Below are 14,104 nucleotides of genomic sequence, written 5' to 3' on the forward strand. Positions count from 1 at the left end.
GGCGCTTAACCGAAGAAGCTCTGGCCGTTGCGGGCCATCTCACGCAGCTTCGCGGTCGGTTGATACAAGGCACCCAGCTCGGCATATTGGTCAGCGAGGGCAACGAATTCGGCAACGCCGATCGAGTCGATGTAACGCAGCGCACCGCCACGGAATGGAGGGAAACCAATACCGTAGATCAGTCCCATGTCGGCTTCGGCGGCGGTTTCAACGATACCGTCTTCCAGGCAGCGCACGGTTTCCATGCACAGCGGGATCATCATCCAGTTGATGATGTCTTCATCGGTGACTTCACGCTGCTCGAAAACGATCGGCTTGAGCACGTCCAGCACAGCCGGGTCGTTGACCTTCTTCGGCTTGCCTTTCTTGTCCATCTCGTAGGCGTAGAAGCCCTTGCCGTTCTTCTGACCCAGGCGATTGGCTTCGTACAGCACGTCGACGGCAGAACGACGGTCGTCCTTCATGCGGTCCGGGAAGCCTTCGGCCATGACGTCACGACCGTGGTGGCCGGTGTCGATGCCGACTACGTCCATCAGGTACGCCGGGCCCATCGGCCAGCCGAATTTTTCCATAACCTTGTCGATGCGCACGAAGTCGACGCCAGCGCTGACGAGTTTGGCGAAACCGCCGAAATACGGGAACAGCACACGGTTGACCAAGAAGCCCGGGCAGTCGTTGACCACGATCGGGTTCTTGCCCATCTTCTTGGCGTAAGCGACGGTGGTGGCCACCGCTTCTTCGCTGGACTTCTCACCACGGATCACTTCAACCAGCGGCATCATGTGCACCGGATTGAAGAAGTGCATGCCCACGAAGTTTTCCGGGCGCTTGAGCGCCTTCGCCAGCAGGCTGATCGAGATGGTCGAGGTGTTCGACGCCAGAATGGTGTTTTCACCCACCTGCGCTTCGACTTCAGCCAGAACGGCCTGTTTGACCTTGGGGTTCTCGACCACGGCTTCAACAACCAGATCGACGTTGCCGAAGTCACCGTAGGACAGCGTAGGACGAATCGCATTGAGCGCTTCGGCCATCTTCGCAGCCGTCAGACGGCCCTTGTCGACGCGGTTACCCAGCAGTTTCGACGCTTCGTTCAGACCCAGTTGAATCGCCTCTTCACGAATGTCCTTCATCAGGATCGGCGTGCCCTTGACCGCCGACTGGTACGCGATGCCGCCACCCATGATGCCAGCGCCGAGTACAGCCGCCTGCTTCACGTCTTTTGCGATTTCGTCGTAACCCTTGGCTTTCTTTTTCAGTTCCTGATCGTTCAGGAACAGGCCGATCAGACTCTGCGCAGCAGAGGTCTTGGCCATTTTCACGAAACCCGCAGCTTCGATCTCCAGCGCCTTGTCACGACCGAAGTTCGCGGCTTTCTGGATGGTCTTGATCGCTTCGACCGGTGCCGGATAGTTGGGGCCGGCCTGACCTGCGACAAAACCCTTGGCGGTTTCGAATGCCATCATCTGCTCGATGGCGTTGAGCTTGAGCTTGTCCAGCTTGGGCTGACGCTTGGCCTTGAAATCGAACTCGCCGGAAATGGCGCGCTTGATCAGGTCCAGCGCCGCAGCCTGTAATTTTTCAGGTGCAACGACGGCATCCACAGCGCCGACCTTGAGAGCGTCTTCGGCAGCGTTTTCCTTGCCGGACGCAATCCATTCGATGGCATTGTCGGCACCGATGATGCGCGGCAGACGAACCGTGCCGCCGAAACCCGGGTACAGACCCAGCTTGACTTCCGGCAGGCCGATCTTCGCAGTGCTCGACATGACGCGGTAATCGGCCGCCAGGCACATTTCCAGACCGCCGCCTAGCGCGATGCCGTTGATGGCGACGACTGTCGGCACGCCAAGGTCTTCGAAATCACTGAAGATCCGGTTGGCTTCCAGGTTGCCGGCGACCAGTTCGGCTTCGGGCAACTTGAAGTTGTCGACAAACTCGGTGATGTCAGCGCCGACGATGAATGCGTCTTTGCCGCTGGTGACGATCACACCTTTGACCGACGCGTCAGCCTTGACAGCATCCACTGCCTGACGCAGTTCGTTGAGGGTGAGACGGTTGAACTTGTTGACGGACTCACCCTTGAGGTCGAAATTCAATTCGACGATGCCACTTTCAAGAGCCTTAACCGTGATGGCTTTACCTTCGTAAATCATCAACTGATCTCCACAATATGGAAGCTGAACAATACCCGCCGAACCTTAACGTTCAGCGGGACTACGACGTCGCCGTCGATGAACACGCCAAATCACACGTACATCCGCTGCGACGAGGTAGCCAGGATTCTGTCAGAGCCGTCTGACGACCAAACGCTCATTTCATACGCCCGTTTGATTTGGGTACGCACACCATCAGGCAAAACCGGATAATTGTCAATTCGCCAAAACACCCATAAAAACGGCGGATTGGAAAAGGCACAAGCGATTCCTGACCAGCAAACCGATGTTTGATTTGCCACCATTCAACAAAGTGATAATGCGAAGATCAGCTCAAAGCCCGCAGATTCTGCACCGTTGAGGCTCATTCGAGAGAGGAGTCGAGAAAAACGCGACAAAAGAGAGCAGAAGGTCTAGAGTCAGCGCACTGCGCCACAAGAGGCCCGCGATGATTGCGATCACGGGTGCGCAGCGGTGATAACCGGCATTCAGATACTGGGTGCCGGCATACCAGGAATTATCGGCCTGCCTGGCCAACCCCGGCCCGATGTTGTTATCGGGCTTTTTATTGCCTGCGATTCGGTGAGTATTCAGGCCAGCGCCTTGAGTACGGCATTAATACGCTGCAACACATCTGCCTCTCCCCGCTCGGCCCAGTACACCGCAATCATTTGCGAATCCGCCTCGACCTTGAAGACATCATCCGGCAGCGTGCTGAAGTGCGTCAGCAATGCGACGTCATCGCAGGGCTCGCGCCAGCGGTTGACCCAGATTCCCGGCTCCGTCTGCCAAAAGGTCCAGACATCGGGCTTCGAGCTTCTGCGTGGCCGATGGTATTGCGCGCACGGGCTGGGCGGCTGCCTGGGGAGCCAGTGAGGCCACTCCTGGGGCGCAAGCTGCATGGCCATGCCGATACGCCGCGCTTCCATGCGCAAGGCCATCCTGCCGCTCTGATGACGCGACGGACGCAACCACACAAGTGGGCTCAACATCACACAAATGATTGACAGGACTATCCAGACCGTCATATTTCTTGCCCCCGCCCGATTCAGGCTAAACAACAATTTGAAAACAGTGGCTTGCACGGGGTCTGCCCAGATGCGAACGAAAGAGCCATACTCACCCTATCGCAACCCTCTCGGAGGACACCCTCATGTCGTATCAACATATTCTGGTTGCCATTGACCTCACCGACGAATGCAGTGCGGTGCTCAAGCGTGCACTGGAGCTGGCAAAAGAGAGCAATGCGAAGCTGTCCACGGTGCACATCGTCGAACCGATGGCGATGGCCTTCGGGGGCGACGTTCCGATGGACCTGTCTCAGCTGCAACAACAGCAGTTCGATCAGGCCAAGGAAAAACTGGAAAAGCTGAAGATCACTCATCCTGACCTGAGAGCCGGCGAAAGCCATCTGGTGTATGGACAGCCGCGCCAGGAAATTCACCAACTCGCCAGCAAGCAGGACTGCGACCTGATCGTCATCGGCAGCCATGGCCGCCACGGCCTTGCGCTACTGCTCGGTTCCACCGCCAACGACGTGCTGCACGGCGCACCGTGCGATGTGCTGGCGGTACGTCTCAAGAAGTCCGAATAACCTCGGCATGAAAGCGAAAAGCCCGGACATGATCCGGGCTTTCTGCTTTTAACGTCAGAGAATCACTCGTCCAGCTCGGCCCAGCGCTCCAGCAAGGCATCCAGCTCACCTTGCAGGCTTTCCATCTGCGCCAATGCCGCAGTGGTCTGCTCGGCTGGCTGCTGGTAGAAGCCCGGCGCAGCCATCTCAGCTGTCAACGCAGCCATCCTGCCCTCAACTTCGTCGATCTGACCCGGCAAGGCTTCCAGCTCACGCTGGTGCTTGTAGCTGAGTTTCTTCTTGGCGACCGGCATTTCCTGAGCGGCTACCGGGGCAGCCTGGACAACGGCACTGGCCAGCTCGGCCTTGCCCGACTTGGTGTCCGCCACGCCCAGCAGGCGCGGAGAGCCACCCTGACGCAGCCAGTCCTGATAACCACCCACGTATTCGCGAACCTTCCCTTCACCTTCGAATACCAGCGTACTGGTCACGACGTTGTCGAGGAATGCCCGGTCGTGGCTGACCATCAGTACCGTGCCCTTGAAGGTCAACAGCACTTCTTCGAGCAGTTCCAGGGTTTCCACGTCCAGATCGTTGGTCGGTTCGTCGAGGACCAGCAGGTTGGCCGGCTTGCTGAACAGCTTGGCCAGCAACAGACGGGCACGCTCGCCGCCCGACAGCGCTTTCACCGGCGTACGGGCGCGCTGAGGGCTGAACAGGAAGTCGCCCAGATAGCTCAGTACATGACGGCTCTGGCCATCGATATCGATGAAATCACGACCCTCGGCGACGTTGTCGATCACGGTCTTTTCCAGATCGAGCTGGTGGCGCAACTGGTCGAAGTAGGCAACGTCCAGACGTGTACCAACCTCAACCTTGCCGCCGGTCGGCTGCAGGTTGTCGAGCATCAGCTTGAGCAGCGTGGTCTTGCCGGTACCGTTGGCACCCAGCAGGCCGATACGGTCTTCGCGCTGCAGGACCATGGAAAAGTCCTTGATCAGCATTGGGCCACCCGGGTGGGCGAAGCTGACGTTGTCCAGCACCATGACCTGCTTGCCGGATTTCTCGGCGGTGTCGAGCTGAATATTGGCCTTGCCGGTGCGCTCGCGACGCTCACTGCGTTCGACACGCAACTCTTTCAGCGCGCGTACACGGCCTTCGTTACGGGTACGACGGGCCTTGATGCCCTGACGAATCCAGACTTCTTCCTGGGCCAGACGCTTGTCAAACAGCGCGTTGGCGGTTTCTTCGGCCGCCAGCGCCGCTTCCTTGTGGACGAGGAAGCTGGCGTAATCGCCGTTCCAGTCGATCAGGCCGCCGCGATCCAGTTCCAGGATACGGGTCGCCAGATTCTGCAGGAATGCCCGGTCGTGCGTGATGAACAGTACGGCGCCCTGGAAATCCTTGAGGGCTTCTTCAAGCCAGGCGATTGCGCCGATGTCCAGGTGGTTGGTCGGCTCGTCGAGCAGCAGCAGATCGGGTTCGGACACCAGCGCCTGAGCCAGCAGGACACGACGGCGCCAGCCGCCGGACAGCTCGGCGAGCGTCTTGTCGGCGGGCAACTGCAGACGGCTGAGGGTGCTTTCGACCAGTTGCTGCAGACGCCAGCCATCACGGGCCTCAAGGTCCTGCTGCACATGCATGAGCTTGTTGAGGTCTTCCTCGGTCACGCAGTTCTGGGCCAGATGATGGTATTCGGCGAGCAAGGCGCCAACGCCGTCCAGACCTTCGGCTACCACGTCGAACACTGTCCGTCCGTCGGCTACCGGCAATTCCTGGGGCAACTCGCCGATCTTGAGACCGGGTGCACGCCAGACAGCGCCTTCGTCGGGCTTCTGAACCCCCTTGACCAGCTTTAACATGCTGGATTTGCCAGTGCCGTTACGGCCAATGATGCACACCCGCTCACCACGGGCGATCTGCCAGGACACCTTGTCCAATAACGGCATGGCGCCGAAAGCAAGGGACACATCGCTGAATTTGAGCAGGGTCATGAGCTTCTCCAAAAACCGGGCGCGCATTCTACCTGAGATAGCCGGTGGATGTCGGGATTCGTCATGCGAGCGGTCGACATATGCGTTCCTTATACCCGCGAATTATTTCTTCATGAGTCAAGCTCGTCGGCAGTGCTTTCACGATGAGCTGGCAAAAGGCTAAGCTAGCGACACTTTTCACGACTCATCTGCTCGGAAGTCTCATGCGCAGTCGTTTGTTCAGCTTTCTATCGTGCCTGCTCCTCTCCGCCACTGCCGTCCAGACTGCTCACGCGGCAGACCTTACCCAACAACGCAAATATTACGACGAGGCCAAGCGGGCTCTGGCCAAGGGCGACCTGGGTCCCTACCAGATGTACAGCACCGTCCTCGCCGACTATCCGCTCGAACCGTATCTGGAATACGACGAGCTGACTGCACGTTTGAAGACTGCCAGCAACGCCGAGATCGAGAAATTTCTCGCCGAGCACGGTGATCTGCCACAGGCCAACTGGATGAAGTTGCGCTGGCTGCGCTGGCTGGCCGAGCGAGGCGACTGGCAGCCGTTCGTCAAGTATTACGACCCGAAGATGAATTTCGTCGAGCTGGACTGCCTTTATGGCCAGTACCAGTTGAACAACAACAAGCGCGCCGAAGGCTATGCCAGTGCCGAGAAGTTGTGGATGACCGGCAAGACCCTGCCGGCTGCCTGTGACGCGTTCTTCGCACAATGGGCTGCGGCAGGTCAGTTGACCGAGCAGAAACGCTGGCAGCGCGCCAAGCTGGCGGCGCAGGCGCGCAACTACACGCTGGCCAACACGCTGGTCAACAGCCTCAACTCGCTCGCTCCGCAGGGTAAACTGCTGGTTGCGGTCGCCCAGAAGCCTGAGATGATCAACAACCCCGGGCAGTTCGTGCCGGTGGATGAAGCCATGTCTGACGTCGTGGGCCTGGGTCTGCGTCGACTGGCACGTCAGGACCCGCAGAAAGCCCTGGCGATGCTGGACAGCTACGCCATCACCATGCACTTCTCACGTGAAGAGCAGGTGGAAATCGCCAAGGAAATCGGTCTGACCCTTGCGCGCCGCTACGATGATCGTGCCCTTGAGGTCATGACCAAATATGACCCGGACCTGCGCGATAATACAGTGACCGAATGGCGTATGCGCCTGCTGCTGCGTCTGGGCCGCTGGGAAGACGCCTATGAACTCGCACGCCGTCTGCCCAAGGATCTGGCCAGCACCAACCGCTGGCGTTACTGGGAAGCCCGTGCGCTCGAACTGGCCCAGCCCAACAGCCCGCTGATTCCCGCGCTGTACAAGGACGTGGCCAAGGAACGTGACTTCTACGGCTTCCTGGCCGCCGATCGCACCCAGAGCCCTTACCAGCTCAACAATAAACCGCTGGTGCTCAGCCAGGCGCTGATTAACAAGGTCCGCAACACGCCGGGCGTCCGTCGCGCGCTGGAGTTTCATGACCGTGGCGAAATCGTCGATGGTCGTCGCGAGTGGTACCACGTCAGTCGCCATTTCAGTCGCGATGAAATGGTTGCCCAGGCCAAGCTGGCCTACGACCTGAAGTGGTATTTTCCGGCGATTCGCACCATCAGCCAGGCGCAGTACTGGGACGATCTGGACATCCGCTTCCCGATGGCGCACCGCGACACGCTGGTTCGCGAAGCCAAGATCCGCGGCCTGCATTCCAGCTGGGTGTTTGCAATTACCCGTCAGGAAAGCGCCTTCATGGATGACGCGCGTTCAGGCGTCGGTGCCAGCGGTCTGATGCAGTTGATGCCCGCTACTGCCAAGGAAACCGCTCGCAAGTACAGCATCCCGCTGGCCTCACCCCAGCAGGTGCTCGATCCGGACACCAACATCCAGCTCGGCGCTGCCTACCTGAGTTCGGTGCACAGCCAGTTCAACGGCAACCGTGTGCTCGCCTCTGCGGCCTACAACGCCGGTCCCGGACGCGTGCGCCAGTGGCTCAAGGGCGCCAATCACCTGGCCTTCGATGTCTGGGTGGAAAGCATCCCGTTCGATGAGACCCGTCAGTACGTGCAGAACGTGCTGTCGTACTCGGTGATCTACGGCCAGAAACTCAATTCGCCGCAGCCGCTGGTGGACTGGCATGAACGGTTCTTTGATGATTTGTGAGGTGGGGCAGACATCGCAGTACAGATGCCGGCCTGGACACTGATCGTGCTCATCGCTTCGCGTGGGCATGCGTCCCGTGACGCTCCGCGTCACAAATGGCACAGACTGTGGACTCAGTTAGCCGAGCGCATGGCTCAAGTCACCTTTTCGCCCCTCGGCGACTTACTTTGAGAGGCCAAAGTAAGCAAAGCCTTTTGCTCCGGTTCCGGCCCCGGCTTCGCCGGGGTTCCTTCGTCCTGACACTGATTCGGGGGTCGCTGCAAATGGGCCATCCATGGCCCAGTGCAGCTCAATCGGCATCCATGCCGATTGCCCCCCGAATCAGCGCCAGAACTCAGCCTTCACCCACGTCGCGATCTGCGGTGTTCTTACTATCGCGCTACAAAAGCGCATCAGTGCCTCTGCCTCACTGGGTGGCCAAACGACTTGTGTATAACCCGCGTGGGCAGGCATCCCGTGACGCTCCGCGTCACAGATGGCACAGATTGCGGATTCAGTGAGCCGGACGCAGGGCTCAAGTCACCCTTTCACTCCAGCACCTCTACCTCCATACCCACCTCAAGCTCGCCCGGCCCGACGTTGACCATGTTCTGCCCGAACATGACGTCGCCTTCGACTTCGCGATAGGTCTTCAGGGTCGCGAAGGGTTCGCGGTCCAGACTGCGATCGCCGGTCGCCGGGTCGATCGTGGTGAGGATGCAACGGGCGCAGGGCTTGAGCAGTTCGAATTGCATGTCGCCGATGCGGATACGTTTCCAGTTGTCTTCGGCAAAGGCTTCGGCGCCTTCAATCACCAGATTGGGCCTGAAGCGCAGCATTTCCACCTCCCTGCCCAGCCTGGCAGAGAGATCGTCGAGCGAGCCCTGACCGATCAACAGAAGCGGAAAGCCGTCGGCGAAGTTGACACGATTGTCGACCGATCCGTAGCCGCCGGGGAGCCAGCGGGCACGCTCGACGGGCATGTAAACCATGCGCGTCGGCTTGCCGATGAAGCGACTGACCCAGTCGGCCGCCTCTTGGCCCGCGTCAGGCACCTGCAGCGAGTCGCGCCAGACGGTCACGCCGCGCAGGTTTTCCTGCTCATCAATCGGAACGACGACATCAAGCGGTGCAAAGCCAGGCGCATTGAGTGTCACCCCTCCACCGGCATTCCACAGCACCGACAGCTGTGACATGTGCGACACCGCTCGCTGAGTCAGAAAACGCCCCGTGCCCTCGTCAACCAGCATCCAGCGTCGGTCACCTGCCAGACCCAGGCCGTCGAACGACGCCCGTTGCAGGATTTCCGCCTTGCAGGATTTGAGAGGAAAACGATAGAGCGCGCGCAGACGTAGCATGAACGGTTCCTTGGGTGGCTCGAAAAGCTTTGACGTGAACGGCAAAGCTTATACGAACAGGAACCTTACAGGCAGTCCGGGTAAGGCGGTGAATCAGTGAGTCAGCATCATCAGGCGCTCACGCACCACTTCCACCAGCTTGTCGGGCTGGAACTTGGAGAGGAAGTTGTCGCAGCCGACTTTCTTGACCATCGATTCGTTGAAGCTGCCGGACAGCGAGGTGTGCAGCACGATATACAACGCACGCAGACGCGGATCGTTGCGAATCTCGGTGGTCAGACGGTAACCATCCATTTCCGGCATTTCGGCGTCGGTAAACACCATCAGCAGCTTCTTGTGCACGTCCTCACCGGCGTCAGCCCAGCCCTTGAGCATGTTCAGCGCCTTGAGACCGTCACTGGCAACGTGAAGCTTCAGGCCCAACTGCGACAGGGTGTCACGCAACTGCGCCAAGGCAACCTTGGAGTCATCCACCAGCAGCACTTCGCGACCGCGCGCGCCCTCGAGCACCGGATCTTCGAGCTTCTCGCGAGAGACCTTGGCGTTGTAAGGGACGATCTCGGCGAGCACTTTCTCGACATCGATAATTTCTACCAATTGATCATCGACCTTGCTGATCGCGGTCAGGTAATGCTGACGGCCAGCACTGGCAGGCGGCGGCATGATCGCATCCCAGTTCATGTTGACGATGCGATCCACACCGCCCACCAGAAACGCCTGAACCGAGCGGTTGTATTCGGTCACGATAATGGTGCTGCCCGGACCCGGCACCAGAGGCCGCATGCCGATCGCCTGGGACAGGTCGATCACCGGCAGTGTCTGGCCACGCAGGTTCACGACTCCGCAGACGAAGGAGTGTCGTTGCGGCATCAGGGTGAGCTTGGGGAGCTGCAATACTTCCTGAACCTTGAACACGTTGATCGCGAATAACTGCCGACCGGCCAGGCGGAACATGAGAATTTCCAGGCGATTCTCGCCCACCAGCTGTGTGCGTTGATCTACTGTGTCGAGAATGCCAGCCATTTTAGCTCCTGAAGCGTTGGTCACGATGAGTCTGCTTAACGTGTATCGGCTGAAACGAGCCAGACCTTAATGGCGATGAAAAGCCAATTTCAGACATTGATGTCACATTAACATCATGCTTTACTGATGTGCCATTCCAGAAAGTGTCCGTGCGACAACAAACTCGCGCCTGACGCTTTCCACCTTATAAACAGGGTCGATGCGCTCGCCCCTAGGTATTACCCTGAATGTCTATCGGGGAATGCCTGATATGATCGCTATCTCATTGCCACTATTGTGACGCCATTCTCATTGCACGAATGGAGTCAGGCTTGTGTTCGCGTTCCAGTCCTTGCAATCGACCAGCCCCGTCGGGATCGACGTTTCGCTGGTACGGGTTACCATTGCAGACGAAGCAGCGCGTTTTTTGCGTCCTGACAGCGGGATTGGATCCACATGGATCGTCCCTGGCGCACATCAATACGCCATCGCTGAGATACATTCCGAAACGCCCTACAGACTTTCAAATGAAATCGACATTAACTGTCAGCCATTCGCGGCGGGCGAGAGTTCGCTGTCCATGATGTGTGGAGATACAGGATGCTGAGCAGTAACGAATGGCAGCAGAAACATGAACAGTTTCTGGCCGAGTCCCAGGCGCTTTTGTATAAATCGGAAGAGTGCCTGTCACACCTTGAGCTGATCGGCGGCGATGAAGATGCAATCAATTGCCTGCTGGCCTCACTGTTGGCGCTGACCAACAAGGCTGATGACGCATCCGTTCAATGTGTGGCGGACTTTACCCGGCGATTGCGTTGCCTGCTTGATGACGCCGATGCGGCCAACGGACTGTCACAGGAAACACTGGCGACGGTCAAACGTTGCCTGTCCCTTATTTCATGGCAGTTGGAACTCCTCGACCCCAATACCGGAGAGCTGGTCATGGACAATGAGGAACAGCAGGAACTGCTGGGCAGACTGGCCGCCCTCTCGGCCTGTTCAGATAAAGCCGTGGATGCGGCACGCGAATAAGCAGGACGAAAACGCCGACCTTCTTTCAATGAAAAGATAATCCCCTTTGCAGAAGGCACGGCACTTTGATCATGCGTTCACACCCTCCCCGGTCAGCGTTGAGATATGCGCGCGAATACTCCCCGCTTTCACTGACCAGCATGCCATCCATTCCGTCGGCACACTGCGCAGTTAAAAGCTTGGTTGACGCGCATGTAAGGTAAGATTGTCCGACACCCATGACGTGCTGTTCCCGGAAGTGACAGCGGAGATGACTGCGGGTCTGGCTGAAACGGAATCAAAAGTGTCGAGTTCAATTTCCTTGAATATACTCAAACAGTCAGCTGAACCTGCGATTAATATTACTTTGACATCACGCCGTCCGATTATTGGCTATGTCTATTAATGGCGCGAATCGATATGGATGCCGTCGTCCAGTCTTTCAGGTCGGTTTTTGATACGACCAACCGGGTCAAGTGGGTCACAGCGGCGCTCTGTGCCAGTGCAGCGCTGGGCAATGCGGTGCTGTTTATCCGCTCTTCGGATTTTCCGGCAAGCCTGCTGACGCTCAACCTGATCACCTTTGCCAGTATCTGTTTCTATCTTTGGCGCACCAGCCGCTTGATTCAGTTGCAACCGCAGGAACTGGCGCAGCGAATGCTGGATGTTCAGGAAACCGAGCGGCAACGCCTGAGTCGCGAACTTCATGATGACATCGGCCAAATGCTGACCGGCGCTCAGTTGCAGCTGGCCTGGTTGCAACGTCGACTGCCTGCCGAATTGAACACTCATGCCGGGCAGCTTGAGGCAACCCTTGCAGAAACGCTGGGCAAAGTCCGCGACCTTTCCGCGATTCTCAATCCTCGCCAGTTATCGAGCCTTGGGCTTGAAGGCGGACTGCGCGCCCATCTGGTGAGCGCTCTTGCCAACAGCCAGACCCACTGGAGCCTGGAGTGCAAACAGCACTTAAACGGAATTCCCGAAGAGATGGCCGTCGCTGCCTACCGTATCTGCCAGGAAGCGGTGACCAACATGCTGCGCCATGCGCAGGCGAAAAATCTGGTGATACGTTTCGAACGTCAACCTGCCGGACTGTCGATACTGATCGCCGACGATGGCACGGGCTTCGAGCCTGCCGCCGGCCCGCGTCCTGAAGGCAATGGCCTGGCGGGCATGCGTGAACGTGTCATGTTGCTGGATGGGTCCTGGTCGCTGCACAGCGGCCCGGGGCTGGGCACTCGAATCGAAGTCATGTTTCCCTGGGCGCCCCGTTCGGGCGAGCGCGCCCGTTTACACAAGAAAACACAATGACCTGCAATCTGTTACTGGTGGACGACCATTCGCTGATCAGGGCTGGCGTACGCGCTCTGGTCTCGGACATTCCCGGCTATGCCATCGTCGGGGAAGCGTGCGACGGCAGTCAGTTGTCGGGGCTCGCGCACCGCCTCAAGCCGGACATCATCCTGCTGGACATCGGCATGAAGGACATGAACGGGCTGGACGCACTGGAGCATCTGGTCAAGGTACAGCCGGACTGCAAGGTTCTGATTCTGTCGATGCACACCGAGCCCGACATCATCATGCGCGCGCTGGAAGCCGGCGCTCATGGCTATCTGCTGAAGGACGCCACGGCGACCGAGCTGGAACAGGCGTTGAAAGCCTTGCGCAACGGCAAGCGCTACCTGAGTCCGGCCATCGCCCATACCGTGATCAACCGGGCCTTGCAGAGTCAGCGCACCGACAAGTCCGAGTTGCCGCAGGAAAAATACAACCTCACGGCTCGTCAGCTGGAAATCCTGCGCCTGATCGTGAGAGGCAAGTCCACTCGCGAGATCGCCAGCGGCCTGAATCTGAGCATCAAGACCGTGGAGACCCACCGTTCACAGATCATGAAGCGGCTGCAGATCTTCGATGTGGCCGGTCTTGTGCTGTTCTGCGTCCGGGAGCGGATCATCAGCCTGGACGATTGAGCTGCGGCGCACTGCCCGATACCGTCGAGAGCACCGGCGAGTCGTCCGGCAGGTGCACCCTGAGCGCCGCAGGCCGTGCCTCGAACCGCAGGTCTTCGCCAGACAGCGGCTCGCCGTCCAGATTGATTTCCAGTCCCTGGGCAGACCTGAGTTCGACCCACGGCAGACGCGCGCGAACGAACATGTTGTCGAATCCAAGTCCGCCTTCCAGCAGGCTCCTCAGTGTGCCGACCACTTCCTGAGGTGCAGGCAGGATGCTGATATCCAGCAGGCCGTCATCCGCCATCGCCGTCGGACACAGCACATGCCCGCCGCCCGCCTGCCGACCGTTGCCAATGCCCAGCGCCAGAAGATCGCCACGCCAGTGAAAATCCGGCCCGATCAGCTCACCGTGAGCGGCATGCAGCTCGCTGAACCGGGTAAGCCCGGTAAACAGGTAAGCGGCGCCCCCCAACACCTTCTTGAGGTCTTCCGAGGTATTGGCGGTCACCTGGCTGCCGAAGCCTCCGGTGGCCATGTTCAGGAACAGTTTGCCACCCACTTCGCCCAGATCGACGGGACGCGGTGTAACGTCCATAAGCTCCAGTGCCTGGTCGACTTCCAGCGGCACGCCAGCGGCCCGGGCAAAGTCATTGGCGGTGCCCAGCGGCAGAATGGTAAGGCTGGTATCGGTTTCCGGTGCCTGCGCCAGGGCTTCGGCGATGTCGCGCAATGTGCCGTCGCCGCCGCCTGCCACGATATGGCGGTGCCCGGCGGCCAGCGCTTCGCTGACCAGACGCTGGGCATCGCCTCCCTCCCAGGTCAAACGCACATCAAGGTCCCAGCCTTGCCTGCGCTTTTCGGCGACGCCATTTCTTACATCTTCATTGAGCGACTGCTTGCCGTGAAGAATGAGCATAGCCCTGCGTTGTGTCATGAAACCCCCTCTGGTG

11 protein-coding genes are annotated in these 14,104 nt (G+C 58.9%); 5 read left to right on the forward strand and 6 right to left on the reverse strand.

Annotated features, from left to right (window positions below; translation table 11 throughout):
- Nucleotides 1-5: 5 nt before the first annotated feature.
- Both fadB and CFBP1590_RS16805 read right to left on the reverse strand, forming a co-directional pair.
- Nucleotides 6-2,153: a fatty acid oxidation complex subunit alpha FadB gene (gene fadB / locus CFBP1590_RS16790; protein WP_004883807.1), complete on the reverse strand. Its 2,148-nt coding sequence runs from the start codon at nt 2,151-2,153 to the stop codon at nt 6-8.
- A gap of 590 nt (nt 2,154-2,743) precedes the next feature.
- Nucleotides 2,744-3,181 (reverse strand): hypothetical protein, encoded by a 438-nt coding sequence (locus tag CFBP1590_RS16805; RefSeq protein WP_029241463.1) that lies wholly within the window; start codon nt 3,179-3,181, stop codon nt 2,744-2,746.
- A 125-nt stretch (nt 3,182-3,306) separates the two neighbouring features.
- Between CFBP1590_RS16805 and CFBP1590_RS16810 the strand changes: the two genes are divergently transcribed.
- On the forward strand, nt 3,307-3,747 hold the full coding sequence (locus tag CFBP1590_RS16810) for a universal stress protein (protein WP_004883809.1): 441 nt from the start codon (nt 3,307-3,309) through the stop codon (nt 3,745-3,747).
- 62 nt (nt 3,748-3,809) lie between these two features.
- Here CFBP1590_RS16810 and CFBP1590_RS16815 read toward each other — a convergent pair whose 3' ends face one another.
- Complete coding sequence (locus tag CFBP1590_RS16815) at nt 3,810-5,720, reverse strand: ATP-binding cassette domain-containing protein (protein ID WP_025993432.1); 1,911 nt, start codon at nt 5,718-5,720, stop codon at nt 3,810-3,812.
- 203 nt (nt 5,721-5,923) lie between these two features.
- Here CFBP1590_RS16815 and CFBP1590_RS16820 point away from each other — a divergent pair, with 203 nt between their 5' ends.
- Nucleotides 5,924-7,852 carry a transglycosylase SLT domain-containing protein gene (locus CFBP1590_RS16820; protein ID WP_029241464.1) on the forward strand — a complete coding sequence of 643 codons (1,929 nt, stop codon included), beginning with the start codon at nt 5,924-5,926 and terminating at the stop codon, nt 7,850-7,852.
- Between the two features lie 527 nt (nt 7,853-8,379).
- Here CFBP1590_RS16820 and CFBP1590_RS16825 read toward each other — a convergent pair.
- Nucleotides 8,380-9,189 (reverse strand): MOSC domain-containing protein, encoded by an 810-nt coding sequence (locus CFBP1590_RS16825; RefSeq protein ID WP_088235544.1) that lies wholly within the window; start codon nt 9,187-9,189, stop codon nt 8,380-8,382.
- A 93-nt stretch (nt 9,190-9,282) separates the two neighbouring features.
- Nucleotides 9,283-10,212, reverse strand: a complete 930-nt coding sequence (locus CFBP1590_RS16830; protein WP_004882618.1) for a chemotaxis protein CheV — start codon at nt 10,210-10,212, stop codon at nt 9,283-9,285.
- Nucleotides 10,213-10,791: 579 nt separating this feature from the next.
- Between CFBP1590_RS16830 and CFBP1590_RS16840 the strand changes: the two genes are divergently transcribed.
- From CFBP1590_RS16840 to CFBP1590_RS16850, 3 genes are all read left to right on the forward strand, one after another.
- Nucleotides 10,792-11,223, forward strand: coding sequence for a hypothetical protein (locus CFBP1590_RS16840; protein ID WP_088235546.1), 432 nt, complete (start codon nt 10,792-10,794; stop codon nt 11,221-11,223).
- Nucleotides 11,224-11,622: 399 nt separating this feature from the next.
- Nucleotides 11,623-12,513 carry a sensor histidine kinase gene (locus CFBP1590_RS16845; protein WP_058431158.1) on the forward strand — a complete coding sequence of 297 codons (891 nt, stop codon included), beginning with the start codon at nt 11,623-11,625 and terminating at the stop codon, nt 12,511-12,513.
- On the forward strand, nt 12,510-13,172 hold the full coding sequence (locus tag CFBP1590_RS16850; RefSeq protein WP_029243735.1) for a response regulator: 663 nt from the start codon (nt 12,510-12,512) through the stop codon (nt 13,170-13,172). Before CFBP1590_RS16845 ends, CFBP1590_RS16850 begins: the two co-directional genes overlap by 4 nt.
- Here CFBP1590_RS16850 and yegS read toward each other — a convergent pair.
- Nucleotides 13,156-14,088: a lipid kinase YegS gene (gene yegS, locus CFBP1590_RS16855; RefSeq protein WP_029243736.1), complete on the reverse strand. Its 933-nt coding sequence runs from the start codon at nt 14,086-14,088 to the stop codon at nt 13,156-13,158. The genes CFBP1590_RS16850 and yegS overlap by 17 nt on opposite strands.
- Nucleotides 14,089-14,104: the final 16 nt, after the last annotated feature.

This window comes from Pseudomonas viridiflava (assembly GCF_900184295.1).
Classification (GTDB): domain Bacteria; phylum Pseudomonadota; class Gammaproteobacteria; order Pseudomonadales; family Pseudomonadaceae; genus Aquipseudomonas; species Aquipseudomonas viridiflava.

Coding starts and splice junctions, on each gene's coding strand:
- CFBP1590_RS16805 (WP_029241463.1), bottom strand. CDS start 3,181: ATGACGGTCTGGATAGTCCTGTCAATCATTTGTGTGATGTTGAGCCCA.
- yegS (WP_029243736.1), bottom strand. CDS start 14,088: ATGACACAACGCAGGGCTATGCTCATTCTTCACGGCAAGCAGTCGCTC.
- CFBP1590_RS16825 (WP_088235544.1), bottom strand. CDS start 9,189: ATGCTACGTCTGCGCGCGCTCTATCGTTTTCCTCTCAAATCCTGCAAG.
- CFBP1590_RS16820 (WP_029241464.1), top strand. CDS start 5,924: ATGCGCAGTCGTTTGTTCAGCTTTCTATCGTGCCTGCTCCTCTCCGCC.
- CFBP1590_RS16810 (WP_004883809.1), top strand. CDS start 3,307: ATGTCGTATCAACATATTCTGGTTGCCATTGACCTCACCGACGAATGC.
- CFBP1590_RS16840 (WP_088235546.1), top strand. CDS start 10,792: ATGCTGAGCAGTAACGAATGGCAGCAGAAACATGAACAGTTTCTGGCC.
- CFBP1590_RS16845 (WP_058431158.1), top strand. CDS start 11,623: ATGGATGCCGTCGTCCAGTCTTTCAGGTCGGTTTTTGATACGACCAAC.
- fadB (WP_004883807.1), bottom strand. CDS start 2,153: ATGATTTACGAAGGTAAAGCCATCACGGTTAAGGCTCTTGAAAGTGGC.
- CFBP1590_RS16830 (WP_004882618.1), bottom strand. CDS start 10,212: ATGGCTGGCATTCTCGACACAGTAGATCAACGCACACAGCTGGTGGGC.
- CFBP1590_RS16815 (WP_025993432.1), bottom strand. CDS start 5,720: ATGACCCTGCTCAAATTCAGCGATGTGTCCCTTGCTTTCGGCGCCATG.
- CFBP1590_RS16850 (WP_029243735.1), top strand. CDS start 12,510: ATGACCTGCAATCTGTTACTGGTGGACGACCATTCGCTGATCAGGGCT.